Raw genomic sequence first — 25,805 nt, forward strand, 5'->3', positions numbered from 1 at the left:
TGCGGGACTGCCGCTAGGTAGAGATCCTTCCCGGGCCCTGACCGCCCGCGGGACTCTCCGGGCCCGTCGGCAGTGCCACCGTGACGCGGAGGCCGCCCTCGGGGCGGGGGGCGACGGTGAGGGTGCCGTCGTGGGCCTCGGTGATGGTGGCGACGATGGCCAGGCCCAGGCCGGTGCCCGCGTGGTCGGTGTGGACGCGTTCCGTGCCGCGCTGGAACGGTTCGGTGAGGGTCGTCGCCTGGGCGGGGCTGATCGGGTCGCCGGTGTTCTCGACGGTGAGCAGCGCGGTGCGGGGGCCCGGGGCGGCATGGATCCGGACCCAGCCACGTTCGGGGAGGTTGTGGACGATCGCGTTGTGGACGAGGTTCGCGGTCAGTTGGAGGAGGAGGGCCGGTGAGCCCAGGGCGGGGGTCACGTCACCGGCGGTTTCGAGGGTGATGCCGTTCCGCTCCGCCAGGGGGAGCAGGGTCTCGGCGGCCTCTTCCGCGAGGAGGGACAGGTCGACGTGCTCCCGGGTGAAGGAGCGCTGTCCCGCGCGGCTGAGCAGGAGCAGGGACTCGGTGAGGTCGATCGCCCGGGTGTTGACGGCGTGCAGGCGCTCGATGATCTCGCCGGTGTCCTGGTCGGGGTCGGTGCGGGCCACGTCGAGGAGGGTCCTGGAGACGGCCAGCGGGGTGCGCAGTTCGTGCGAGGCGTTGGCCGCGAAACGCTGCTGTGCGGCCACGTGGGCTTCCAGGCGGTCGAGCATGGTGTCGAAGGCGTCGGCCAGTTCCCGGAACTCGTCCCTGCGGCCCGGCATCCGGATCCGGTGGGAGAGCGATCCGGTCTGCGCCGTGCGGGTGGCGTGGGTGATCCGGTCCAGGGGGGCGAGCATCCGTCCGGCGAGGAACCATCCGCCCAGCAGGCCGAAGACCAGCAGGAACGCCATGACCGCGACCGCCGTCGGGGCGAAGCTGCGGAGGAAGACCGTGCCCGGGGTCGCTCTCACCGCTCCCCGTTCATTGGTGATCAGCCACCCCTGCCGTACGAGGAACACTCCCACGGCCGCGAGCAGCAGGGCGCCCGCGAGCATGAGGAAACCCGCGTAGCTGAGGGTGAGTTTGAGGCGGACGCTCATGCCGGAAGGTCTAGGCACGGTCGCCGCCGTCGTGCCCGTCGGCGGGCGGGGTGTCGATGCGGTAACCGACGCCCGGCACGGTGGCGATGATCCAGGGTTCGCCGAGGCGCTTGCGCAGGGCCGACACGGTGATGCGGACGGCGTTGGTGAACGGGTCGGCGTGCTCGTCCCACGCGCGCTCCAGGAGTTCCTCGGCGCTGACGACACCGCCCTCGGCGGCGACCAGCACGTCGAGCACCGCGAACTGCTTCCTGGTCAGGGCGACGTAGCGGCCGTCCCGGTAGACCTCCCTGCGGAACGGGTCGACGCGCAGACCGGCGATCTCCCGTACGGGGGGCCTGCTGTGGGCGCGCCTGCGGTCGAGCGCACGGAGTCTGAGGGCGAGTTCCCGCAGGTCGAAGGGCTTGGTCAGGTAGTCGTCCGCGCCGAGTCCGAAGCCGGAGGCCTTGTCGTCGAGGCGGTCGGCCGCGGTGAGCATGAGGATCGGCATGCCGCTGCCGGAGGCGACGATGCGACGGGCGACCTCGTCACCGGACGGGCCGGGGATGTCGCGGTCGAGGACGGCGATGTCGTAGGCGTTGACCCCCAGGAGGTGCAGGGCCGTGTCGCCGTCGCCCGCGATGTCCGCAGCGATCGCTTCCAGGCGCAGGCCGTCGCGGATGGCCTCCGCCAGATAGGGCTCGTCCTCGACGATCAGCACACGCATGCCGTCGAGGTTACGAGCCGGCACGTGTCGTGGGCGTATCGAAAAGCGCATACGCCGGTGCAACGGGGTCTTCCCTTCACTGACGGCATGTCTCCGACACGACCGACCTCCACACCGCCGACGTCCGCCCCTGCCCCTGCCCCGGCTCCTGCCCCTGCGCCCGCCCCCGTGCCCACACCCACCCCCACACCCGCACCGGCGTCCCTGGTCCGCGCGCTGCCGCGGCGGGTGCTGCGCGGAGCGGGCCGCGCCGGGCTCTGGAAGCGTGCGCCGGTGCTCACCGGGGCGGCGCTGGTGCTGGGCCTGGTCATGCTGCTGCACGCGTACGTCCCGAACCGGTGGGGGAACGCCGGCAGCCTGGTCGAGACCTTCCTGCCGTGGTTCGGGCTCCTCGTCCCGGTGCTGGCGGCGGGGGCGGTGTGGCGCCGGGCGCCCGCCGCGGTGCTCGCGCTGGTGCTGCCGGTCACGGTGTGGCTGAGCCTGTTCGGCGGGCTGCTGGTCGACAAGTCCCGCCCGGGCGGCGACCTCACCCTGGTGAGCCACAACGTCGGCGCCGACAATCCGGACCCGGCCGGCACCGCCCGCGACCTGGCCGCGTCCGGCGCCGACGTGCTGGCCCTGGAGGAGATCACCGCTCAGGACCGGGGCGTGTACGAGGCGGAGCTGGCGGAGCGGTACCCGTACCACGCGGTGCGGGGCACGGTCGGGGTGTGGAGCAGGCTGCCGTTGTCGGACACGCGGCCGGTCGACATCGCGACGGACGTCGGGCCGCTGGCCGCCACGAAACCGGCCGACGTCAGGGCGGCCGGGGACCGGGCGCTGCGCACCACGGTGGCGACGGAGCGGGGCCCGCTGGCGGTGTACGCGGTCCACCTGGGCTCCGTACGGCTGAACCCCGGGTCCGGGTTCTGGACGGGCTCGCGCGACCGGAACGCACAGGCGCTCGGTGAGGTACTCGCCGCCGACCGGAGCGAGCGCGTGGTGCTGCTCGGCGACCTGAACGGCACCCTGGACGACCGCGCGCTGGCGGGCATCACCTCGAGGCTGCACTCGGCCCAGGACGCGGCCGGGGACGGCTTCGGCTTCAGCTGGCCGGCGAAGTTCCCGGTGGCGCGGATCGACCAGATCCTGGTGCGCGGCGTGGAACCGGCCGGTTCGTGGGTGCTGCCCGCCACCGGCAGCGACCACCTGCCGGTCGCGGCCGGAGTCGACTGGTGAGCCTCGCGGGCTTCGCACGGCCGGGCGCCGCCGCCCTGCGACGAGGTGCCCCCGGGCAGGAAGTCCCTGCCCGGGGTGCGGGCTCACGTCTGCCGACTACGTCGACCGGAGATCGGCCGCCGTGACCCACGGTCCCGCGGGTGGCCCTCGTGGTCCGTTCCGGCGCAATCTGGGAGAGGATCTACGTGTCCTGCGCGCTCGCGGGGGGCCGACCGGGAAGGACCCAGCTCATGATCATTTTTGGCACCAAGGGATATCTCTACCAGCTCGCGATACTGACGCTGGTGTGCAGCCGGTGCGGGAACCCCTCCGCGCACACGCTCAGGAAGCGCGTCACGAAGTTCACGCTGTTCTTCGTGCCGCTGTTCCCCTTCTCCACGAAGTACGCGATGCAGTGCACGTTCTGCGGCGTCGAACAGCAGGTGACCAAGGAACAGGCGGAGCAGCTCCAGGCGCAGGAGACCGGCGGCCAGGGCGGCTTCCCGGGGTCCGGCGGCCAGGCGTACGGGCCGTCGGGGCAGCAGCCGTACCAGCGGCCGTGAGCACGCGGGCCCAGTCGCGGGGCGGCGGGGCCCGGTGGCTGCCGCCCGACGTGCGCGTTGCCGCTTTCCGGCAGCGTTGCCGCTTTCCGGCAGCGCTGACTACCCTCGCACAGTCGTACACCGCGCACCGGGCGTGAGCGGCAGGGGAGGTGCGGGGTGACGGACCTGCGGACGGACGAGCCGGAGGCATACCTGACCGGGTATGCCGAGATCCTCGCGGGGGTCGCCGACACGGGCCGCCGGCCCACCCGCGACGAGCTGGAGGAGCGGCGGCTCCTCGGTGAGCGGGCGGCGGAGGCGGGGCACAGTCTGCGCAGTCTCGTACGGCTCCACCTCGACGCCACGCGCACCTCCTGGCCCCGTGTCGGGCCGGCGTCCTCCGGCCTGGACGGCACCGGCACCGTGCTCGCCGCCGTCGCCCAGGCCGTGGACGCCTTCGCCGACGGGTACGAACGCGCGCAGCGGCTCGCCGTACGCCAGGAAGAGGCCGCGCGGCGGGAGTTCATCGACGACCTGCTCTACGGGCGCAGCGATCTGGGCCGCCTCGCCGAACGGGCCGAGCGTTTCGGGCTCGTCCTCTCCCGTGCCCACGCCGTCGCGGTGGCCGAGGGCCCCGAGGCGTACGACGACACCGCCCCGGTCACCCGGACCGTGGAGACCGCGCTCATCTCCCGGTTCGGTGACCGGCGGGTCCTGATCACCACCAAGAACGGGCAGTTGATCTGCATCGCGCCCGGCGACCAGGACGACGTCCTGTCCTTCTTCGCCAAGCAGGCCTTCGCCGCCACGGACGGCAGCAGGGTGGCCATCGGCCGCCCCCGGAGCGGCGCGGGCGGGGTGGTGCACAGCTACGAGGAGGCGCTCAGCACCCTCGAACTCGCCGACCGGCTGAGCCTGGACGAGCCCGTGGTGCGCGCCGCGGACATGCTGGTCTACCCGGTCCTCGCCCGGGACCGGCAGGCGATGGCCGACCTGGTGCTGAGCGCGCTGGGCCCGCTGCGCGGGGCCCGTGGCGGTGCGGAGCCGCTGCTGCGGACCCTGGAGGTGTACTTCGACGCCGGCTGCACCGCGGCCGAGGCCGCCCGGCGGCTCGCGCTCAGCGTGCGGGCGCTGACCTACCGGCTGGACCGCATCCACCAGCTGACCGGGGCGAACCCGTCCGATCCGGTGCACCGCTACACGCTGCAGACCGCGGTCATCGGGGCCCGTCTGCTCCAGTGGCCCGCGCAGGAGCTGTAGCCGCCCCCTCGGCAGTCCCCCGTCGCGCCCGGCGCGGCGCCGTCGGCAGTCCTCGGGCAGCACAGCGCCCTCGGCGGCCCTCGGCGTCCCCGGCGCGGCGCCGTCGGCAGTCCTCCGGCACAGCGTCGTCGGCAGGCCCTCGGCACCCCCCGGCGCAACGCCGTCGGGCGCCCGCTCGCGCGGTCCGCCGAAGTCCAGCGACAGGGCGGGCGGCACGCCCCCCGTGCGGCCCGGTCCGAGAAGCCGGGCCCTGCGTGCCGTCCCCCGCCCGCCCGTCGCCGAGCTTCGGTGAGAGGGATCGTGCCACGGGGCGCGGCAGCGCGTCACTGCCGGGTTCCGGCAGCTTTCAGGCGTCTTCGATGCCGCCTTCGCTCTCTTCCGGCGCCCCCTGGAACCGCACCGGGTGCCTGTGCTGTCCTTGCCCCAATGGGGACTCATACGGGGAACGTTCCGAACCAGCTTCCGCAGGGCGACGGTTACGCGCACATGGTGGTGTGCGGCGACGACGGGCTGGCGCACCGGCTGGCCGCCGAACTGCGCGGCGTCTACCGCGAACAGGTCACTCTCGTCGTCCCACCCTCCGTACGCCGGGTGCGGCAGCCGGTGGTCGGACGGGCCCGCGCCGCCTCGGCGGCGCTCCTCGACCGGGTCAGCGCGGCCGTCAACCGGACGGGCAACGGCGATCCGGTCGGGCCGGGCCGCGCGGTGGAGGCCACCGAGCCGACCGAGGACGTGCTCGCCGAGGCCGGTGTGGAGCGGGCCACCGCGCTGGCCCTCGTGTACGACGACGACGAGACCAACATCCGCGCCGCCCTGACCGCGCGGCGGCTCAACCCCCGGCTGCGGCTGGTCCTGCGCCTGTACAACCGGCGCCTGGGCCAGCACATCGAGGAACTCCTCGACCAGACGGCCGCGTTGGCGACCGGTGACGGTACCGCACCGGATTCCGGGCCCGGCGGCCGGACCGGTGCCGGGGCGGGGCCCGGCGGCGGCGAGGGGTCGACGACCGTGCTGTCCGACGCCGACACCGCCGCGCCCGCGCTGGCGGCCACCGCCCTCGTCGGCACCAGCAAGGTCGTCGAGACGGACGGCATCCTGCTGCGCGCCGTCGAACGCGACCCGCCCCGCCCGGGCGAGGTGGCCGACCCGGGACTGTGCACCCTCGCGCTGCTGTCCGCGACGAGCAACGACCCGGCCGGCGCGGACGGTTCGGAGAACAGCGGCGCGCAGGGGCCGCAACTGCTGCCCGACGCGGCGGCGGTGAGGGCGGCCACCGGACGCGGGACCGTCGTCCTGGAGCAGGTGTCGTACTCCGGTCCTTCGCTGTCCGCCGGGCGGGCCGGGGTGCCCGCCTTCGGCGAACTGTTCTCGCGGCGACTGCGGTGGTCGCTGGCCGGTCTGGGCGCGTGCGTGGTCGCGCTCGCCGTGGCGCTGATGGTGGTCACCGGGGACCATCCGCTGCACGCCACCTACGTGACGCTGCTCGACCTGTTCTCCATCAACGAGCCCGCCCACAACAAGGACTCCGGCCGTCAGATCCTCCAGCTCCTCTCCGGGTTCGTCGGGCTCCTGCTGCTGCCCGTCCTGCTCGCGGCCGTGCTGGAGGCCCTCGGCACCTTCCGCAGCGCCTCGGCCCTGCGCAAGCCCCCGCGCGGGCTCGGCGGGCACGTCGTGCTGCTGGGTCTCGGCAAGATCGGCACGCGGGTCCTGACCCGGCTGCGGGAGATGAACATCCCCGTGGTGTGCGTCGAGGCCGACCCCGAGGCACGGGGCATGGCGACCGCGCGGCGGCTGCGGGTGCCGGTGGTGCTCGGCGACGTCACCCAGGAGGGCGTCCTGGAGGCCGCCAAGATCCACCGCGCGCACTCCCTGCTCGCCCTGACCAGCGTGGACACGACGAACCTGGAGGCGGTGCTGTACGCGCGGTCCGTACGGTCGCGGCTGCGGGTGGTACTGCGGCTGTACGACGACGACTTCGCGACCGCCGTGTACCGCACCCTGCGGGCCGCGCACCCCTTCGCGCTCACCCGGAGCCGCAGCGTGACGCACCTGGCGGCGCCGTCGTTCGCCGGGGCGATGATGGGCCGCCAGATCCTGGGGGCGATCCCCGTCGAGCGGCGGGTGCTGCTGTTCGCCGCACTGAGGGTGGCGGGGCATCCGCAGCTGGAGGGGAAGACGGTCGGGGAGGCGTTCCGGGCGGGGGCGTGGCGGGTGCTGGCGCTCGAGGTCTCCGACGGTGTCCTGGACGGGGAGCGGGCGGGGGGCGCGGCTCCCGAGGGGGCGGCGGGACGTGGGTCGCGGTTGGTGTGGGAGCTGCCCGACACGTACGTCCTGCGGGGCTCGGACCGGGTGGTGCTGGCGGCCACGCGGCGGGGGCTGGCGGAGTTGCTGGGGCGGCGGGCGCGGCGGGGGGCGGACGTGTAGGGGCACCGCCCCCACGACCCGTCCAGGGGACTCCGCCCCCTGGACCCCCCGCCCGTGCCCGCCCACCACCCGGCTCGGCCGGCCGAGAGACCGGCGTTACGGCAAGTGCCTCCTGGCGAAGTCGAGTTCCAGGGAGACCTGCTTGATGCGTTCGTCGACGACCAGGGAGCCGTGGCCCGCGTCGTAGCGGTAGACCTCGTGGACGGCTCCCCTGGCCTCCAGCCGCTTGACGTAGTTCTCGACCTGGCGGATCGGGCAGCGCGGGTCGTTGACCCCGGCGGAGATGTACACCGGGGCCTTGACCGCGTCGACGTAGGTCAGCGGGGAGGACGCCTCGAAGCGCTCGGGGACCTCCTCCGGGGTGCCGCCCAGCAGGGTGCGGTCGAGAGCCTTGAGGCCCTCCATCTCGTCGTGGTACGCGGTGACGTAGTCGGCGACCGGCACCGCCGCGATGCCCAGCGCCCACGCCTCGGGCTGGGTGCCGATGCCGAGCAGGGTGAGGTACCCGCCCCAGGAGCCGCCGGTGAGGATCAGGCGCTCGGGGTCGGCGAGGCCCGAGGCGACCGCCCATTCCCGCACCGCCGCGATGTCCTCCAGCTCGATGAGGCCCACCCGGTGCTTGAGGGCGTCGGTCCACGCGCGGCCGTACCCGGTGGAACCCCGGTAGTTGACGCGGACCACCGCGTATCCGTGGTCGACCCAGGCGGCCGGGCCCGCGGCGAAGGCGTCGCTGTCGTGCCAGGTCGGCCCGCCGTGGATGTCGAAGACCGTCGGGAGCGGACCGGCCGCCCCGGCCGGCTTCTGGACCAGGGCGTGGATGCGGCCTCCGGGCCCGTCCACCCACACGTCCTCCACCGGGACCGAGCGGGGCGACTTCATGCCGGGCGGGTCCAGGACGACGCGCCCGGTGGTGGAGCGGACGGCCGGCGGCTCGGCGGCCGAGGACCACAGGTACTCCACGCTCCCGTCGGGGCGGGCCGTGGCGCCGGAGACGGTGCCGGGCGGGGTCTCGATCTCCGTCAGCCCGCGCTCGGCGAAGTCGTACCGGAACAGCTCGCTGCGGGCCTCGAAGCCGTGCACGATCAGCAGCCCGGAGCCGTCCGGATACCACTCCGCGCTCACGTCGCCCGGCAGCTCCAGGGCGAGGTCGGTCTGCTCCCCCGTCGCCACGTCCCACACCAGGGGCTCCCAGCGGCCCCGGCGCTGGTGGCCGATGAGCAGGCGGGTGTCGCCGTCGACGGGCGCGAAGCCCAGGACCTCGAGGCCCAGCTCCTCCTCGCCGCCCCGGGTGTCGTCCAGCTCGGCGACCGTGCTTCCGTCGGGGCGCAGGACGCGCAGCGCCGAGTGCATGGCGTCGCCGTGCTCGGTGTGCTCGATCGCGATGAGGGAGCCGTCGTGGGAGAGATCGCCGACGCCCGCGGACTCACGGTGCCGGTAGATCTCCGCCGGGGGGCCGCCCGCGTACGCGAGGTGGATCGTCGTGCCGTCCTCGTCCGTGGAGCGGCCGATCACCGCCGTGCGCCCGTCCCGGCCGAGGGCCAGGCCCGCCGGGTAGGAGGGGTCGAGGCCCGGCACGGCCGGCTCGTCCTCGCCGCCCGCGAAGGGCTGGCGGCGCCAGACGCCGAACTCGTCGCCGTCCTTGTCGTCGAACCACCAGATCCACTGCCCGTCGGGCGCGAGCACTCCGTCCGTGGTGCCGTTGGGACGGTCCGTGACCTGGCGCTGCTCGCCGCCGGCGCGGTCCCACGCGTACAGCTCGTACGTCCCCGTCGCGTTCGACACGAACAGGGAGCGGTCCGGGGCGTCCTCGGCCCAGTCGGGCAGCGACACCCTCGGCGCGCGGAACCGCTTCTCCCAGTCGGGCAGCTGCCCGTCCCGCGTCCGCCGCTCGGCCGCGCCCCGCTCGTCCGCGTCCACGTCCCTGTCCGGCGGTACGGACCCGTTGCTCTCAGTCATGGCCCCATACTGCCCCGACCGGGCGACCACGCGCAGAAGAGATCCCCAGCCTGTGGACAACCTCCCCCGCCCCGCCCCTCTCCCCCACGTTTTCCACAGCCCCGAGGCAGGGGCGCCGGGGCACGCACCGTACCGTGGAGGGCGTGTACCGGTTTCTGCTGACGCCCCGCTGGTGGGGGATCAACGTCTTCGTCGTCCTGGCCATCCCGTTCTGCATCTTCATGGGGTCCTGGCAGCTCGGCCGGTTCGAGGACCGGGTGCAGGACCACGAGACCGCCTCCACGCAGCAGGACTCGGCCCGCCGGGAAGCGGCGCGCCCGCTGAGCGAGCTGCTGCCCGTGGACAAGGCGACGGTCGGCGAGCAGACCACCGTCACCGGCCGGTACGACGATCAGCTGCTGGTCCCGGAGCGCAAGCTGGACGACCGGGAGGGCTTCTACGTCCTCACCCTCCTGCGCACCGACGACGGCGAGGCCCTGCCCGTCGTGCGCGGCTGGCTGCCGGGCGAGCCCGACCCGGCGAAGGCCCCGACCCCGCCGGCCGGCGAGGTCACCGTGACCGGGGCGCTCCAGGCCGCCGAGTCCCCCGGCAGCAACGGCGTCAGCGGCCGCTCCGGCTGGCCCGACGGGCAGACCGGCGCGATCAGCGCGGCGACGCTGCTGAACCTCGTGCCGTACGACGTGTACGACGCCTGGGTCACGTTGAACGAGGGCGACTCCGGGATGCGGACCGTGCCCGTGAGCGCGCCGCAGAACACGGGGCTCGACCTGAAGGCCTTCCAGAACCTCGGCTACACCGCCGAGTGGTTCGCCTTCGTCGGCTTCGTGATCTTCATGTGGTTCCGGCTGCTGCGCCGCGAGGTCGAACTCGCCCGCGACGCGGAGCTGGGCCTGGTCACGGAGGACGAGCAGGGCGCGCAGGACCAGCAGAGCGAGCAGGACCCGCAGGGCACGCGGGACCAGCGGGACGAGACCGACGGGGCCGACGGGACGAAGGCGGGCCTCGTCTCCTGACCCGCCCAGGGCGACCCCGGGCTCACGCCCCCTGGTCCGCCAGCAGCCCCGTCCAGTACACGGTCCCCACGCACGCGTCGGTCACCGTGGCCGTCGCCGAGCCGGAGCCGCCCTCGGGGCTGTACGTCACCGACACGCTTCCCTCGGCCGGGCCGTCCTCGGTGACCAGCTGGGCCGTGGGACCGGCCTCGCCGCCGCCTCCCGCGGAGCTGCCCCCCGCGGCGGTGGTGTCCCCGGTGGGCGAGGGCTCGGGCGAGGGCCCGCCCGTGCCGCCCCCCGTGGTGCCGCCGGGCGTGGGACAGGTCTCCGAGGGCACCCAGGCGAACTGCACCTCGTACGCGGCACCCGGCGCCAGGGTCAGCGCGGGGGACTCCAGCGACGGGTCCGGCAGACCGGCCGCGGCGTCCCCGGCGGCGTGCCGCGCAGTGCCGATCCGGGAGGCGTCCGCGGCGCCCAGCGAGGCGGTGACGACGCTGCCGGGGCCCGTGACGGTGCAGCCGGCCGGTGAGACGTTCGTGACCCGGAAGGAGCCGTAGACCACGCCGGTGGAGTCGGGCGCGGCGCTGCTCGCCACGGCCGGGCCGAGCGAGCCCGGCGCACACGCGGGGACGTCGGCGGGGGTGCTGGTGCTGGGGGCGCCCGAGGGGGACGATCCCGCCGCGGCGCCGCTCTCCTTGCCGCCGGGCGTCTCCTCGGGGTCGGCCTTGTCCTTGCCCTTGTCGGTGTCCCCGGTGCCCGCGATGCCGCTCTGGCCGCCGGCCGGGTCCTTGCCCTGGGAGGCGCCGCCCTGGGCCTGCGAGGCGTTGCCCGCGACGGACGGGTCGGCGCCCGCGCCGGTGGTGTTGGAGACGTGCACCAGGGCCGGGACCGCCGTGCCCAGGAAGAGGACGGCGGCGGCCGCGCCGACGAAGGCCTGCCGCTTGCGGGCCCGCCGGGCGGGCACGGCGCGCCGCAGGTGGTCCAGGGTGCCGTCGCTCGGCTCCATCGCGTCGACCGCGCGCCGCATCATCGCGCGCAGGGCGGCCTCGTCGGTGGCCGGTTCCTCGGCCCCCGGAGCGTCGGGGCCCAGGCCGTACGGTCCCTGCTCACCGGGGTTCAGCCCCTCGGGGCCCTGCCCACCGGCCCTCGGGCCCCCGGGGCCCTGCCCGTCCGCGCCCTGCCCGTCCGCGCCTTGCAGCTTGTCCGCGCCCCGCTCATCGAGGCCCAGGCCGTCCCGGCCCCGCACCTCGGGGCTCCCGCCGTCGGGACCCGGCTCACCGCGACCGAGGCCGTCCGGACCCCGCTCGTCCGCGCTCCCCTCACCGGGGCCCAGGTCGTCCGGCCCCTGCACATCCGCGCCCCGCTCCTCGGGGATCACACCGTCGGAACCCTGCTCGTCGCGCTCGTCGGGACCCTGCTCGGCGGAGTCGTCGGGCTCGTCGGGCCCCTGCTCGTCGGGCTCGTCGGGGCCCTGTCCTTCGGGGCCGTGGTTCACGTTTCCGTTCCCAGCGTGCGTGTGCCTGTGCTGATCTCGCCCGTCCGGCCCGGAGGGCACCTCGGGTCCCTCGGGGTCGTGCGGTCGGGCGTCGTTGCCGTCGCTCATGCCGGCGCCTCCATGGCCACCCTGAGCGCCGCGATCCCGCGTGAGCCGTACGCCTTGACCGAGCCCAGGGATATGCCGAGCGTCTCGGCGACCTGGGCCTCCGTCATGTCCGCGAAGTAGCGCAGGACCAGCACCTCGCGCTGCCGGCGCTGCAGTCCCTTCATCGCCTTGATCAGGGAGTCCCGCTCCAGCTGGTCGTAGGCCCCCTCCTCCGCGCTCGCCATGTCCGGCATGGGCTTGGACAGGAGCTTGAGTCCGAGGATGCGGCGGCGCAGCGCCGAGCGCGACAGGTTGACGACGGTCTGACGCAGGTACGCCAGGGTCTTCTCCGGGTCACGGACGCGTTTGCGCGCCGAGTGGACGCGGATGAAGGCCTCCTGGACCACGTCCTCGCAGGAGGCGGTGTCGTCGAGGAGGAGGGCGGCGAGGCCGAGCAGCGAGCGGTAGTGCGCCCGGTAGGTCTCGGTGAGGTGGTCGACGGTGGTCCCCGCCGCCACGTCCTCGGCGCCGTCGCGCTGGTTCGGTATGCGGGCCGGCCGCGCTGCGGGCATGGGCGCGATCACCGGCATGCCACCGGCCGGACCGGCCACACGGGGACGGACGGACCGGACGGGCGGGACGGGCGGGCGCAGTGCCGCTCCCCGTGCCCCTGCGGTGAATTCGAGAACCTCTGCCACGCCAGTTGGACACCTTCACCCCCGAGAGGGTTGTACGTGCCGGACGTCACGTTCCGGTGTCCGTCGGACAGCCGTCCGGACGGTCTTCCGGGCGGCCGCTCGCCTGACGGTGCGTCATAGGCCCTCATCGTCCCGCTCTTCCCCTATGTCCCATGGGCACGAGCGTCCCCACGCCCGTGCTCGGCGTCCCCACGCCGACCCACGCGTCTCCGCGCCCTGAATGGGTGACCGCAAAGACGCTCCCCGCCGCTCGCGCGGTTGCGGAGGGCGGGGAGGAAATCCTCTGACGGCTCGGGTGTCCGGTACAAGTAGTCCGGACCAACTTCCGGATCACATCTCGTCCATGGATCCTACAAACGAAGTCCACGGTGGCCAGGGCTTTTGCCCTACTGATCCGATTCTGACCGCGGGTCAGCCGAACTCGGCCGCCACCAGTTCGGCGATCTGCGCGGTGTTCAGCGCGGAACCCTTGCGGAGGTTGTCCCCGCACACGAAGAGTTCGAGGGCGGTCGGGTCGTCCAGGGCCCGGCGCACCCGGCCGACCCACGTCGGGTCGGTGCCGACCGCGTCGGCGGGGGTGGGGAACTCCCCCGCGGCCGGGTTGTCGAACAGGACGACACCGGGCGCGGTGGCGAGGATCTCCCGGGCTCCCTCGACGCTGACCTCGCCCTCGAAGCGGGCGTGCACGGTCAGGGAATGGGTGGTGACCACGGGGACCCGTACGCACGTCACGGCGACCGGCAACTGCGGCAGCCCGAGGATCTTGCGGGACTCGTCCCGCACCTTCATCTCCTCCGACGACCAGCCGTCCTCCCGCAGCGACCCGGCCCACGGCACGACGTTCAGCGCGACCGGCTCGGGGAACGGCCCGGTGTCGTCGCCGACGGCCCGCCGTACGTCACCGGGGTGGGTCCCCAGCTCCGTCCCGGCCACCAGGGACATCTGCCGGCGCAGGGTGTCCACGCCGTCCCGTCCGGCCCCGCTGACCGCCTGGTACGAGGAGACGACCAGCTCGCGCAGGCCGAACTCGGCGTGCAGCGCGCCCAGCGCCACGATCATGGACAGCGTCGTGCAGTTCGGGTTGGCGACGATGCCGCGCGGCCGCATCCGCAGCGTGTGCGGGTTGACCTCGGGCACGACGAGCGGCACGTCCGGGTCCATCCGGAACGCGCCGGAGTTGTCGACCACCACCACGCCCTTGGCGGCGGCGACGGGCGCCCACTGCGCGGAGACCTCGTCGGGTACGTCGAACATCGCGACGTCGACCCCGTCGAGAGCCTCTTCGCTCAGCGCGACGACCTCGACCTCCTCCCCGCGTACGGTCAGCTTGCGGCCGGCCGAGCGCGGGGAGGCGATCAGGCGGATCTCACCCCAGACGTCCGCGTGCTGGGACAGGATCTGGAGGATGACCGAGCCGACGGCACCGGTCGCGCCCACGACGGCGAGCGTGGGCCTGCCGGTACGGCCGTCCCGGCCGTTGCCCTGCGCGGCGGACATCAGCGTCCGGTGCCTCCGTAGACCACGGCCTCGTCGCGGTCGGAGTCGAGCCCGAAGGCGGTGTGCACGGCTCGCACGGCCTCGTTCACGTCGTCCTTGCGGGTGACGACCGAGATGCGGATCTCGGAGGTCGAGATCAGCTCGATGTTCACTCCGGCGTCGGAGAGCGCGGTGAAGAAGTCGGCGGTGACGCCCGGGTTGCTCTTCATCCCCGCGCCGACCAGGGAGATCTTGCCGATCTGGTCGTCGTAGCGCAGCGAGTCGAAGCCGATGCCGGGCCGGTTCTTCTCCAGCGCGTCGATGGCCTTGCGGCCCTCGGCCTTGGGCAGCGTGAAGGAGATGTCCGTCAGGCCCGTGGAGGCGGCCGAGACGTTCTGGACGACCATGTCGATGTTGACCTGGGCGTCGGCGATGGCGCGGAAGATCGCGGCCGCCTCGCCCGGCTTGTCGGGCACCCCGACGACCGTGACCTTGGCCTCGGAGGTGTCGTGCGCGACTCCGGAGATGAGGGCCTGCTCCACGTGCTTTTCCCCTTGCTTGATCGGCTCGCTGCTGACCCACGTGCCCTGCAGTCCGCTGAAGCTGGACCTCACGTGAATCGGAATGTTGTACCGGCGGGCGTACTCCACGCAACGGTGGAGGAGCACCTTCGAGCCGGAGGCAGCGAGCTCCAGCATGTCCTCGAAGGAGATCCAGTCGATCTTCTTCGCCTTCGGCACCACGCGCGGGTCGGCGGTGAACACGCCGTCGACGTCCGTGTAGATCTCGCAGACGTCCGCGTCGAGCGCGGCGGCGAGCGCGACGGCCGTGGTGTCGGAGCCGCCGCGGCCCAGCGTGGTGATGTCCTTGCTGTCCTGGCTGACGCCCTGGAAGCCGGCCACGATGGCGACGTTGCCCTCGTCCACCGAGGTGCGGATGCGACCCGGCGTGACGTCGATGATCCGGGCCTTGTTGTGGACCGAGTCGGTGATGACTCCGGCCTGGCTGCCGGTGAACGACTGGGCCTCGTGGCCCAGGTTTTTGATCGCCATGGCCAGCAGCGCCATGGAGATACGCTCTCCGGCGGTCAGCAGCATGTCGAGTTCCCGTCCGGCAGGGATCGGGGAAACCTGCTCGGCGAGATCGATCAGCTCGTCCGTCGTGTCGCCCATCGCGGAAACGACGGCGACCACCTGGTTGCCGTTCTTCTTCGCTTCCACGATCCGCTTGGCGACGCGCTTGATGCCCTCGGCATCGGCTACGGAGGAGCCTCCGTACTTCTGCACGACAAGGCCCACGTGCGCTCCTCGCTCAATCCGTCTCTTTCCGCAGGTACGTACATGTACTGCGGTCGGCTCATTTTACCGAGCGTCCGGATCCCGCCACTGCGGTATCGCATGGTGAGACCCGGGTACTCGCTCCGGTTGGCTCATGCCCAGGGCCACGCGGGTCACTCGGGAAAGTGCGGCGTGTCACACGTTCACAAGTGTCTCCCGGCCGCGTGAAAAGGGCTCGCGGAACGGGCAACCCTTGGGGCCGGTGGTGAGTCTGAGGGCTGTGGCGCGCGGTGCGCCACGTCCTGGGGAGGACCACCGCCTTGTCTCACGCACGCCCGCCCGGCCGCCGGTTCGCGGCCGCCGTCACCATCGTTCTCGCCGTGACCGCCGGTCTGACCGGCACGACCGGCCCGGCCGAGGCCGCACCCACGGCGCCGGCCGTGTCGACGGCCGTGTCGACGGTCCACCAGGCAGGGGCCGAGTCCGTCGCCGCGTTCCCGGTCGGCCACGCGATCGAGGGGGTGACCGAATCGGGCTACCTGACCAAGGGCCCCGCGACCTCGGCACTCTCGTGGGTCCGAGCGTCGGACGGAGCCGTGACCGCGCTGCCGGACGGCCCGTCCGTGTCACCCACCGGTGCGGGCGATCTGCTGGCGATGAACACCGGCTCCGAGGCCTGGCTCCAGGACGCGGCCGACGGCGGACAGCTCTTCAAGGTCCGGTTCAAGGAAGGCGGAGGCACCGGCGCCTACACGGGCGCCGCCGGGCGGGCGCTGTTCAGCACGGCGGCCAGGCCCGAGGGGGGCGTCGACCTGCGCATGCACACCGAGGGCGACGTGACCTCGACGGTGATCGGTTTTCCCCGTGGCTTCCGGTCCTTCTCCGTCACCCCCGGTACGTCCGCACACGCTGTGCTCACCTACCGGGCCCTCACCGACACCGGCTCCTACGAAGACCGCTGGGCCCTGATCGATCTCGCCACCGGCACGATCACGGAAACCGGGAGGCGCGAGGACATCGGCACCGAAGGCGTCGCCGTCTCCCCGTCCCACGTCGCGTGGGTCGAGCACGGCACGACGGAGACCAGTGCGGTGGTCCGCACTCGCTCCACCGGAGAGACGCGCCGGATCCCCTTGGGGGACCAGTGGACCGGCAACCTGAGGATCGGCCTCCAGGGCGACCACCTGATCTACGGCCTTCCCGGCGGCGCCATCGCCAAGGCCCCCAAGGCGCTGTTCGCCCTGACGGCCTACGACCTGACGACGGGCGCCAGGACCAAGCTCCTGGACCATGTCACCTCGACCGCGGTCTCGTCCGACGGTGTCTTCCACGCCCGCGGCGGCACCGTCGCCCAGGGCGAGGGGCTCTACCGCGTCGACGCGGGCACCGACGGCGGGGCGCCGAGCGCGTCCCTGGTCGCGAGCACGGGGGAGCCGACGAGCCTAACCCTGGTAGGCCACGACATCCCCGAGGTGATCGATCTCAGTCACGGCGGCGGACGGAGCCTGGCCTGGACCCTCTCCCGGAGCAACGCGAGCATCACGGCCAGCCTGCGCCACGTTCGCACCGGAAAGACGGAGACGCTCCAGTTCTACGGGCCCATGTCCGCGAACTTCACCACGAGTTGGCACGGAACGCTGGACGACTCACAACTCACCGCGTACAACGGCGACTACGAGTGGGAGATGTCCGCGCGCCCGCTCAACGGCATCGGCCCGGCCCTGACCGCCTCCGGCACCTTCAAGGTCGTCAGGTCGCCCGTCGCTCCGCACGACTTCAACGACAACGGAACCCCCGACCTCCTGGCGCGGGACACCTCCGGCCGTATGTGGCGCTCGGACTCGCACGCCGCGAGCTACGAAGGAGAGAACGAGCTCGTCGGCGGTGGCTGGAACGCGTACGACCGCATCGAGGCGACCGGGGACGTCGGCGGTGCCGCGACGGGTGATCTGGTCGCCCGCGACACGAGCGGCGTGCTCTGGCTCTACCTCGGCAAGGGCGACGGCACCTTCGCCGCCCGCACCCGGATCGGCGGCGGCTGGGGGATCTACGACCAGATCGCGGCGGGCAGCGACCTCACCGGCGACGGCAGGGCCGACCTCCTGGCCACCGACAAGAACGGCGTCCTGTGGCTCTACAGGAGCACCGGCGACTGGCGCTCCCCCTTCACCGCCCCCATCCGCGTCGGCGGCGGCTGGAACGTCTACGACCAGCTCACCGCGACCGGTGACATCGGCGGCGCCGCGAGCGGTGATCTGGTCGCCCGTGACAAGGCAGGCGTCCTCTGGCTCTACCTCGGCAAGGGCGACGGCACCTTCGCCACCCGCACCCGGATCGGCACCGGCTGGGACATCTACCGGTACACCGTCGGCATCGGCGACGCGGACCGTGACGGACGCCCCGACCTGTTCGCCTACACGGACTACGGCACGTACTACTACCCGGGCACAGGAGACTGGCGCTCCCCGTTCGGCACCCGGGAGAGCGGGAGCCTCCCGGTCACCGATCCGGTCCACACGGCAGTGCTCTGACCGGCAGGCCCCGGCCCGGCCCGGCCCTCACCGTCCCCGGGCCGGGCTCAGTCCGCCAGCTCCTTGAGGGGCTCGGTGTCGAGGGTGATGTCGACGGGGGCGGGGAGGTGGACGGTCGCGCCGAAGGGCAGCCTCTCCTCGTGCTGGTAGCTGCCGTTCTTCGGTTGGTTGAACACGACGACGGAGCAGCTTTCCCGGTCGATGAGGAGGTAGACCGGGATCCCGGCAGCCGCGTACCCGTCGGGCTTGTCCACACGGTCCCGCCGCGCGGCATCCGCGTCCCACGAGGTGACTTCCACAGCCATCAGAGCGCCGTCGGGCGGTGACCACTCACCGTGCCCCTTGAAGGCACCCGGGGGAACCAGCACCCCGTCCGCTCGCGCCCGCCCGTTGCGGTACGCCTCCGTCTTGAGACCACGCTCCGCGTGCAGCCAGAGATCGGGGCGGTGCTGCATACAGAGCCTTTGCAGCCAAGCGACGATCTCACTGTGGTTGCCGTCCGGCATGGGCTTGACCGCGACCTTTCCCCTGATGAACTCCAGCCGCACCAGCTCTGGTGCACGGCGGTCGAGCTCCTCGAACTCCTCGACGGACATATCGGGCCGGTGCTCGGTCCTGGGGGTCATGGCGTCGCCTCCTCGACACCATGGTGCCCTGGCCGGCGCCTGCCGCACGCTCACAGCGCCCGCTCCGGCCCGGGCCGCAGGCCGGCCGCCGCGCGTACCTCGGCCGCGCGGCGGGGGACGTCCACGATCTCGTACACCGCGTCGGGGGCGGCCAGGAACGTGTCCGGCACGTAGCCGACGTCCAGCAGACCGGCCTCCTCGGCGGCCACGGCCGCCTTGAACTCGGCGTGGCAGTCGGGGCACATGCCGTCCTTGATCTCCACCGTCCGCTCGTCCGCGTCGCAGTCCATGCAGGCCATGACCGCACGGGTCACGCGGGCCCGGCGCGGGGCGGCCTTCTGGCGGATCTTCGCCTTCTTCGGGGGCATCCTGTTCTCCAGTCGGTTGCGGGCGAGACCGCCCGGGTTGTTCACGGTCGCGGGAAGGCCGTCGGTCACCGCGCGGGTGATGTCCTGGGGCGTGGCGCCGCGGGTCAGCCATTCCTCGGCCAGGGCCGCGAGGGACCGGCAGTCGGCCTCGGACAGGCGCATTCGAGGTTCCGCCTCGCGGATCGCGGCGAGGGCGAGGTACGAGGTCCTGGCCTCCGGGTCCGCTCCGGCGTCGGAACGCGGCTCGGGCTCCGGCTCCGGTTCGGGCAGCTCGGGCTCGTCGGTGCGGGCCAGGCCGGGGCGGAGGTCACCGGGCACGATCCGGCCGCCCCGCCGCCGCGCGAACTCCGCCCACCACTGCGGTGACCTGCGGGTACGCGACCAGTACGTCCGCGTGACCCACCGCATGGTGTTGTCCTCGACGGTGAGGTGCTCCCTGATCCAGCGCAGGTGGCCGGCCTCGCTGATGCGGTTGAGGGACGTGCGGATCGCCTGCTGGCCGTAGCGCGGGTGCTCGGCCGCGAGCACCTTGTGGCCCATCGCCTGACCGTCGCCGAGGTGGTCGACGAAGACGGCGATCTCGGCCTCACGCGGGGACAGATGTGCGAAGTCCGGGTCGGCGTGCGGGTCTTCGTCGCCCGCAGGGCGTTTTCCGTAGCCCGGATTGGCCATGGGGTGGGACGGGGAGGGCAGGGCGGGACTAGGGTTGGCGTAAGCCACCATCGAAAGGCTCGATTCGATGCGTCGGTCAGGTCCCGGATTGGTGTTGGCGCACCGCCGGGGCCGACTCACTTGTCGGTCATATGCCGCGAACCTAGAGCGGCTTGACGCAGCGACGCAAGCCGATCACGGAACGTCACCCTAACGAGGTACGCCGCCTCAACTCACGTTCAGACTTGGTTGGTTGGGTACTTCAACCAGATCGGAAAACCAAGGGAAGAGCTCGGATCCCGAGGCTCAAGCTCCGGGCTGAACTGCGGCGATGAACGCCGACCAGGCGGGAGCCGAGACTTGGAACCGGGGGCCCGTCGGGGCGGACTTGGAGTCGCGGATGTGTATCGCGCGGCAGCGCGCGACTTCTACACAGGCTCCGCCTTCGTTGTCGCTGTAGCTCGACCGGAACCACTTCAATTCGTCGCTCACGACTGATTCACCATCCGCTCGATGAAACGGGCGGTCTCGTCGGGATCGAGTGCCCGCGTGCGGATCATGCTTAGCCGCTCGGTGACGCGGCTGACAACACCCGCATCAGCCGAAAGTTCGCTGGCGAACGCGCCCTCCATGAAGGCGACCCGCTCGTGGTCCTGCCCCTCCACCAACACCATGGGGCCCATCAGCGCATCACTGAAAGCCTGCCCGAAGGGGAGAACCTGCAACGCGACGTTGCGCAGCCGGGACGCTTCCAGCAAGCGCTCCAACTGCTCTTCGTCCACCAACGGGCTGCGCAGCGCAGCCTCATACAGAACGAAGCTGAGCCCGACAGGGGGTTTCCGTTGGGTAAGAATCGCCTGTCGCTCCATCCGGGCCGCGACCCGCTCCTCCACCGTCTCCTCGTCGAGGGGCGGAATACGGTTGTCGATGAGTCCCTGCGCGTAAGTCTGTGTCTGTAACAGGCCCGGCACCAAAGAGACTTCGTACCACCACAGGCTCGTCGCCTCCCGCTCCCGCTCGATGAAGTCGACGGCCCGTGCGGAGTACCGCTCCCTGCGGACGTACTCCTTCGCCGCGCTCAGCATGCCCTGTGCGCCGCAGAGTTCGTCCGCGATGTCGAGGAGGCGGGGCGACGGCATCCGTACGCCGCGCTCCATGGACGAGATGGTCTCCGGGGCGTAGTTGGCAGCGGTGGCCAGGGCCTCACGGCTGACGTTGGCCAGAGTGCGCCAGCGTTTGATCTGGTTGCCGCTGTAGCACCAGGCTGCGGGCGGCTGGGAGTTGTGACTGGGGTTCGGCACGGCGCCCACCTCCGACTGCTCGTTGGCTACCGAGCGTAGGTGAGCGGGGCGGCTTGCGTGACCTACTTCACCGGGCGCAGCCCCAGCGGGCCCGCGATCTCCCGCACCATGACGCGGCCCGCCTCGGACTCCAGGGCGTCGTCGCCGAGGTCCTGGTCGGTGTCGAGGCCGTCCAGCTCCTCCAGGGGCTGGTTCAGGCGGACGTGGGCCACGACCGACTGGAGCGCGCGCAGGGTCGCGGAGGCCGTGGAGCCCCAGTTGGAGAAGTAGGAGAACTGCCACCACCACAGGGCCTCGGTGGTGCGGCCGGCCTTGTAGTGGACCATGCCGTGGCGGAGGTCGGTGATGACGTCCGTGAGGTCGTCCGAGATACGGGCCGGGACCGGGGCCTTGCGCGGCTCGTAGGGGTCGAAGACCTCGGAGTACACGTCGATCGGGTCGAGGATGCGGGCCAGGTTCTCGCGGACCTCGTCCACGTCCAGCTCCGGTCCGGGGTCGGGCTCGTAGCGCTCGTCGGGGACGATGTCCTCGTGGGCTCCGAGGCGGCCCCCGGCCAGCATCAGCTGGGAGACCTCCAGGAGGAGGAAGGGGACGGCCGAGGCGGGCTCATCGCCCTTCGCGACCTCGGTGACGGCCACCAGGAAGCTCTCGATCTGGTCGGCGATCTGGACCGCGAAGTCGTCCGGGTTCTGGTTGGTCGCGTGCAGCGTGGCGTCAGACATCTAGGAGTCGTCTCCCCTCGAAGGCGCGGCCGAGGGTCACCTCGTCCGCGTACTCCAGGTCGCCGCCCACCGGGAGGCCGCTGGCCAGGCGGGTGACCTTGAGGCCCATGGGCTTGATCATGCGGGCGAGGTACGTGGCCGTGGCCTCGCCCTCAAGATTCGGGTCCGTGGCCAGGATCAGTTCCGTGACCGTGCCGTCCGCCAGGCGGGCCAGCAGCTCACGGATGCGGAGGTCGTCGGGGCCGACCCCGTCGATCGGGCTGATCGCGCCGCCGAGCACGTGGTAGCGGCCGCGGAACTCGCGGGTGCGCTCGATGGCGACGACGTCCTTCGGCTCCTCCACCACGCAGATGACGGAGGGATCACGCCGGGCGTCGCGGCAGATGTTGCACTGCTCCTCCTGCGCGACGTTTCCGCAGGTCGCGCAGAAGCGGACCTTGGCCTTCACTTCCATGAGGGCCTGGGCGAGCCGCCGTACGTCGGTGGGCTCCGCCTGCAGGATGTGGAAGGCGATCCGCTGCGCGCTCTTGGGACCGACGCCGGGCAGCCGCCCGAGTTCGTCGATGAGGTCCTGGACCACGCCTTCGTACAACGGACTGCCGTCCTTCCTGAGGTTGCTGCACTACGTACGGTAGATGGCTCGGGCCGGTCTGAGAAAGGCGAACCGGGAAAAGGCGTGCTCAGAAGGGCAGGCCGGGGATGCCGCTGCCGCCGCCGCCCAGTCCCTCGGCGAGCGGGCCGAGCTTCTGCTGCTGGAGGGTCTGCGCGTTCTCGTTGGCCGCCTGGACGGCCGCGAGGATCAGGTCGGCGAGGGTCTCGGTGTCCTCCGGGTCCACCGCCTTCGGGTCGATCTTCAGGCCGCGCAGCTCGCCGGAGCCGGTGACCGTGGCCTTCACGAGGCCGCCGCCCGACTGGCCGTCGACCTCGGTCTGTGCCAGTTCCTCCTGGGCCTTCGCCAGGTCCTGCTGCATCTTCTGGGCCTGCTGGAGCAGCTGCTGCATGTTGGGCTGGCCACCACCGGGAATCACGTTCAGCTCCCATCACGTCGGGTCACGACGGTTTTGCCGTTCGGCACGAGCCTACGTGGTCCGGGCGGCCCTCGCCCCAGCACTCTTTCGAGTGATGCCGCCGCAGCCCTATACCTGATCAACGCCCTCTTCCGGGCGGAAAAGCGGCGGAACCCGGCTCTTCGCCACCCATTGGGCGGTAGGAAGGTTCCGGCGCGTGAGGCCTCGCGGACGGCGAGCAGGTACGGCGAGCAGGTAGGGAGTGCCGGGTGGGTCAGCCGGAGATGCAGCCCGAGGGGCCGCCGCACTACGGGCGGGACGGCGAGGAGGCGGCCGGGCCGCGGCCGGGCGACCTGGCCGGGCGGCCGTTCCCGCTCGGGGACTGGGCCCTGCCCGCGGAGCGGCTGGACGAGCTGTACCGGTGGGTGGAGCGGGGCGCGCTGGACGCGGCGGCCTGGTACCTCGCGGACCGGGTGTGGAAGCGGCGCGGCGCCGTGCTGCTGCGGGCCGGGGCCGCGGCGGGCGCGGTCGCCGGGGCGGCGCTGCCGCTGCTCGATCTGTCCGGCGCGGTGGGCGGCGTCGCACGCTGGGGGTATCTGGCGCTGCTGTGGGCGGTGGCCTGCGTGGCGGGTGACCGGTATTTCGGGGTCACGTCCGGGTGGATGCGGGACGTGGCCACGGCGCAGGCGGTGCAGCGCCGGCTCCTGGCGCTCCAGTTCGACTGGGCGTCGGAGAGCGTGCGGGAGGTGCTGGGGCCGGCGGAGGGCACGGCGAGCGAGGCTGCGGAGCGGTGCCTGTCGGTGCTGCGGCGGTTCTCGGAGGACGTGTCGGAGCTGGTGCGGGCGGAGACGGCGGACTGGATGGTGAGCTTCCGCCCGGGACCGGCACGGCTGGGTCCGCCCGCCGGGACGGCGGACGGACCGCGCCCCGAGGGCGGGGGCGCGGGGGGCACCGGGCGCTTCGCGGTCCCGCCGCAGAACGGCTCCCGGCCGAACATGCCGCGCCAGCGCCCGCCGGAGCCGCGGTGACCTGCCCCCGGCGGGCGCGGCACCGGCCGGGTCAGTCCGCCGGGGCGCGGGTGTAGACCAGCGACTCGCCCGTGTCCTCGTTGGTGCGCTCCAGGCCGCCGCCCGGCAGCAGGGTGACCGTGCTCGCCCCGCCCGGGGCGCAGCTGCCGGACGGCCCGGTCGTGACCTGGGACGGGCCGAGCCGCAGCGGCCCGTCACCGCCCGGATCGGCGGCGAGGGCGGCCTCGAACACGCAGTGGTACGTGCCGGTGTCCGTCGGGCCGTCCGCCACCAGGGTCAGCACCGTGTCGCCGACCTCGCCCTGCACGATGCTCAGCTTCCGGGGGTGCGTGCCGGACGTGTTGTCGATGGTGGTCGTCCAGTCACCCACGTAGGCGGCCGGGACCGGGCCCTCGTCGGCGGCCGGGTCGGTCGAACCGGTCGACGGTGATCCGTCCGCGGTCGTGCCCGACGTGCCGGACGAGTCGGTGCTCGGGTCCCGCGGCGCGCCGGTGGACCGGGTGGGGGCGGAGCCGCCGTCCGCCTTCTGGTCGCCGCCCCCGCGCATCAGCGCGTAGACCGTGCCGCCGGCGCCCAGCGCGACGACCAGGGCGACGACGATCAGCAGCGCGGTGGAGCGGCCGTTCCGGGCGGGATCGCGCGGGGGGCCGTAGGGCGGGGGTCCGTAGGGCGGGGTGGCGTAGGGCGGGGTGGCGTAGGGAGCGGGCCCCTGGGGCGGGAGCCCTGGGGGCAGGGGCCCTTGGGGCGGGGGCCCTTGGGGCGGGGTCGGGCCGAGGCCGCCTCCGGCGCCGTACGGCGGCCGGTACCCGGGCTGGGACGCCTGCCAGGCCGGGGCCGGGGCGTATCCCGGCACGGGCGGCTGGGGGTGGCCGTGGGCGGTGGGCGGAGGCGTGGGCGGGGCCTGGCCCGCGACCATCGTCGGGAGGTGGTTCAGCGGAGTGACGCCGCTGCCCGGCTCACGCGGGGGCGGCGGACCCACCCGCGTCGTACCGTCCGGCGCCGCGCCGGACGGGTGCGCCGCGCCGGGCGTCTCGGGGTGGGACGTCTCGCCGTGGGGCGCCGCGCCGTGGGGCGCCTCACCACCGGAGCGTGCACCGCCGGGTGCCACACCGCCGTGCTCCGCACCGCCGGGCGTCTCGTCGCCGGACGCCACGCCACCGGGGCGCGCGCCGCCACTCCCCGCACCACCGGGTGCCACGCCACCGTGCTCCCCACCACCGGACCCCGCGCCTCCCGGCCCCGCACCCCCGCGTACCGCTGCCGCATCCGCGGCCGGCGTCCCGGGGGCTCCGGCGTGTCCGTGACTCCCGGCGGGTCCGGGGTCTTCGGGGTTCTCCGTGTCCAGGAGCCGTACCGCGTGCCGGCCGAGCTGGGCCACCAGCGCACCGGGCAGCCACGGGTCACGGGAGCGGCCGTCGGAGACCGTGTCCTGGGCGCCGGTGCGCTCCAGGACCTCGGCGAGGCCCGGCCGGGCGGCGGGATCCTTCTTCAGGCAGTCGCGTACGAGGTCGGCGATGCCCTCGGGCACCCCCTCCAGGACGGGCTCCTCCTGCGCGATGCGGAACATCAGCGCGTGCACGCCGCTGTTCGCGGTGCCGAAGGGCAGCCGGCCCGTGGCGGCGTAGGCGAGGACCGAGCCGAGGCAGAACACGTCGCACGCGGGCGTGATCCGGTCGCCGCGCACCTGCTCGGGCGCCATGAAGCCGGGCGAGCCGACGAGCGCGCCGGTGCGGGTCAGGCCGCCGTCGGTCACCGTCTCCAGGGCCCGCGCGATACCGAAGTCGATGACGCGGGGGCCGTCGATGGTGACCAGGACGTTGGACGGCTTGAGGTCGCGGTGGACGATCCCGGCGGCGTGGATGTCCTGGAGCGCGTGCGCCAGACCGGCGCCCAGCGTGCGGACCGAGCGTTCCGGCAGCGCTCCGTGGTCGTGCCCGACGACCTGCTGGAGGCTGGGCCCCGCGACGTACCCGGTGGCCACCCACGGCACCGCGGCCTCGGTGTCCGCGTCCAGTACGGGCGCCGTCCAGTACCCGCCGACCCGGCGCGCGGACTCCACCTCCTGCCGGAACCGCTCGCGGAACTCCTCCAGCGCGGCCAGCTCCTCGCGCACCAGCTTCACGGCGACGGTGCGCCCGCGGTCCGAGCGGGCCAGGTAGACGTGGCCCATGCCGCCGGCCCCCAGCCGCCCCAGCAGCCGGTAGGCCCCGATGTTCTGTGGGTCCCCGTCCCCCAGTGTCCGCATGCTGCGCCGCCTTCCCCCGAACGTGAGCAACAGAGTGAGGATAGTGCGGGGGCGGGCCCGCGGAGCGCGGGCGATGTCCACGGTTCCGTAACGGAGCGC

The 25,805-nt window shown here is 73.1% G+C and carries 22 protein-coding genes; 7 read left to right on the top strand and 15 right to left on the bottom strand.

All coding sequences use genetic code 11. The features are described from left to right. Positions 1 to 13 precede the first annotated feature (13 nt). Both EV562_RS22610 and EV562_RS22615 read right to left on the bottom strand, forming a co-directional pair. A complete protein-coding gene (locus tag EV562_RS22610) occupies positions 14 to 1,117 on the bottom strand; it encodes a HAMP domain-containing sensor histidine kinase (protein WP_279588510.1) in 1,104 nt (367 codons plus the stop codon). A 10-nt stretch (positions 1,118 to 1,127) separates the two neighbouring features. Then, a complete protein-coding gene (locus EV562_RS22615; protein WP_133888654.1) occupies positions 1,128 to 1,823 on the bottom strand; it encodes a response regulator transcription factor in 696 nt (231 codons plus the stop codon). 309 nt (positions 1,824 to 2,132) lie between these two features. Between EV562_RS22615 and EV562_RS22620 the strand changes: the two genes are divergently transcribed. The 4 genes from EV562_RS22620 to EV562_RS22635 all read left to right on the top strand — a co-directional run bounded on the left by EV562_RS22620 (position 2,133) and on the right by EV562_RS22635 (position 7,246). After that, positions 2,133 to 3,041 (top strand): endonuclease/exonuclease/phosphatase family protein, encoded by a 909-nt coding sequence (locus tag EV562_RS22620; protein WP_243860138.1) that lies wholly within the window; start codon positions 2,133 to 2,135, stop codon positions 3,039 to 3,041. 230 nt (positions 3,042 to 3,271) lie between these two features. Next, a complete protein-coding gene (locus EV562_RS22625; protein ID WP_133888656.1) occupies positions 3,272 to 3,583 on the top strand; it encodes a zinc ribbon domain-containing protein in 312 nt (103 codons plus the stop codon). A gap of 156 nt (positions 3,584 to 3,739) precedes the next feature. After that, positions 3,740 to 4,822, top strand: a complete 1,083-nt coding sequence (locus EV562_RS22630; RefSeq protein ID WP_133888657.1) for a helix-turn-helix domain-containing protein — start codon at positions 3,740 to 3,742, stop codon at positions 4,820 to 4,822. A gap of 486 nt (positions 4,823 to 5,308) precedes the next feature. Continuing rightward, entirely contained in the window at positions 5,309 to 7,246 is a 1,938-nt protein-coding gene (locus EV562_RS22635; RefSeq protein ID WP_133888853.1) for an NAD-binding protein, read from the top strand. Between the two features lie 96 nt (positions 7,247 to 7,342). On the opposite strand, the gene EV562_RS22640 is transcribed toward EV562_RS22635, so the two are convergent. Then, positions 7,343 to 9,202, bottom strand: a complete 1,860-nt coding sequence (locus EV562_RS22640; protein ID WP_208298401.1) for a prolyl oligopeptidase family serine peptidase — start codon at positions 9,200 to 9,202, stop codon at positions 7,343 to 7,345. Positions 9,203 to 9,345: 143 nt separating this feature from the next. On the opposite strand from EV562_RS22640, the gene EV562_RS22645 reads away from it, so the two are divergent. After that, complete coding sequence (locus tag EV562_RS22645) at positions 9,346 to 10,215, top strand: SURF1 family protein (RefSeq protein WP_243860118.1); 870 nt, start codon at positions 9,346 to 9,348, stop codon at positions 10,213 to 10,215. A 22-nt stretch (positions 10,216 to 10,237) separates the two neighbouring features. Here the strand turns inward: EV562_RS22645 and EV562_RS22650 are convergent, their stop codons facing one another. The 4 genes from EV562_RS22650 to EV562_RS22665 form a co-directional block, all read right to left on the bottom strand. Beyond that, positions 10,238 to 11,689, bottom strand: a complete 1,452-nt coding sequence (locus EV562_RS22650; RefSeq protein ID WP_243860119.1) for a hypothetical protein — start codon at positions 11,687 to 11,689, stop codon at positions 10,238 to 10,240. Between the two features lie 104 nt (positions 11,690 to 11,793). Beyond that, complete coding sequence (locus EV562_RS22655) at positions 11,794 to 12,366, bottom strand: SigE family RNA polymerase sigma factor (RefSeq protein ID WP_133888855.1); 573 nt, start codon at positions 12,364 to 12,366, stop codon at positions 11,794 to 11,796. Between the two features lie 519 nt (positions 12,367 to 12,885). Further along, a complete protein-coding gene (locus EV562_RS22660; protein WP_133888658.1) occupies positions 12,886 to 13,971 on the bottom strand; it encodes an aspartate-semialdehyde dehydrogenase in 1,086 nt (361 codons plus the stop codon). Then, on the bottom strand, positions 13,971 to 15,248 hold the full coding sequence (locus EV562_RS22665) for an aspartate kinase (RefSeq protein ID WP_133888659.1): 1,278 nt from the start codon (positions 15,246 to 15,248) through the stop codon (positions 13,971 to 13,973). The genes EV562_RS22660 and EV562_RS22665 overlap by 1 nt, the downstream gene beginning before the upstream one ends. A gap of 299 nt (positions 15,249 to 15,547) precedes the next feature. Here EV562_RS22665 and EV562_RS22670 point away from each other — a divergent pair, with 299 nt between their 5' ends. Then, positions 15,548 to 17,758, top strand: coding sequence for a VCBS repeat-containing protein (locus tag EV562_RS22670; protein ID WP_133888660.1), 2,211 nt, complete (start codon positions 15,548 to 15,550; stop codon positions 17,756 to 17,758). 47 nt (positions 17,759 to 17,805) lie between these two features. On the opposite strand, the gene EV562_RS22675 is transcribed toward EV562_RS22670, so the two are convergent. From EV562_RS22675 to EV562_RS22705, 7 genes are all read right to left on the bottom strand, one after another. Continuing rightward, the gene (locus EV562_RS22675) at positions 17,806 to 18,384 is read right to left on the bottom strand and encodes a Uma2 family endonuclease (protein ID WP_133888661.1); all 579 of its coding nucleotides are present in this window, start codon (positions 18,382 to 18,384) and stop codon (positions 17,806 to 17,808) included. Positions 18,385 to 18,434: 50 nt separating this feature from the next. Beyond that, entirely contained in the window at positions 18,435 to 19,424 is a 990-nt protein-coding gene (locus EV562_RS22680; protein WP_243860120.1) for a hypothetical protein, read from the bottom strand. A 285-nt stretch (positions 19,425 to 19,709) separates the two neighbouring features. Beyond that, entirely contained in the window at positions 19,710 to 19,895 is a 186-nt protein-coding gene (locus EV562_RS22685) for a DUF397 domain-containing protein (protein WP_133888663.1), read from the bottom strand. Beyond that, positions 19,892 to 20,704, bottom strand: coding sequence for a helix-turn-helix transcriptional regulator (locus EV562_RS22690; protein WP_133888664.1), 813 nt, complete (start codon positions 20,702 to 20,704; stop codon positions 19,892 to 19,894). The genes EV562_RS22685 and EV562_RS22690 overlap by 4 nt, the downstream gene beginning before the upstream one ends. Positions 20,705 to 20,766: 62 nt before the next feature. Next, positions 20,767 to 21,426, bottom strand: a complete 660-nt coding sequence (locus tag EV562_RS22695) for a DUF5063 domain-containing protein (RefSeq protein WP_133888665.1) — start codon at positions 21,424 to 21,426, stop codon at positions 20,767 to 20,769. Continuing rightward, positions 21,419 to 22,018, bottom strand: a complete 600-nt coding sequence (gene recR / locus EV562_RS22700; RefSeq protein WP_133888666.1) for a recombination mediator RecR — start codon at positions 22,016 to 22,018, stop codon at positions 21,419 to 21,421. The genes EV562_RS22695 and recR overlap by 8 nt, the downstream gene beginning before the upstream one ends. A gap of 88 nt (positions 22,019 to 22,106) precedes the next feature. Further along, entirely contained in the window at positions 22,107 to 22,454 is a 348-nt protein-coding gene (locus EV562_RS22705; RefSeq protein ID WP_133888667.1) for a YbaB/EbfC family nucleoid-associated protein, read from the bottom strand. Between the two features lie 248 nt (positions 22,455 to 22,702). Here EV562_RS22705 and EV562_RS22710 point away from each other — a divergent pair, with 248 nt between their 5' ends. Then, positions 22,703 to 23,461: an SLATT domain-containing protein gene (locus EV562_RS22710; protein ID WP_133888668.1), complete on the top strand. Its 759-nt coding sequence runs from the start codon at positions 22,703 to 22,705 to the stop codon at positions 23,459 to 23,461. Between the two features lie 31 nt (positions 23,462 to 23,492). Here the strand turns inward: EV562_RS22710 and EV562_RS22715 are convergent, their stop codons facing one another. Beyond that, complete coding sequence (locus EV562_RS22715; protein WP_133888669.1) at positions 23,493 to 25,706, bottom strand: serine/threonine-protein kinase; 2,214 nt, start codon at positions 25,704 to 25,706, stop codon at positions 23,493 to 23,495. Between the last annotated feature and the right edge of the window lie 99 nt (positions 25,707 to 25,805).

Origin of the sequence: Streptomyces sp. BK208, assembly GCF_004364245.1 — a bacterium.
In the GTDB taxonomy this organism is placed as follows: Bacteria; Actinomycetota; Actinomycetes; order Streptomycetales; family Streptomycetaceae; genus Streptomyces.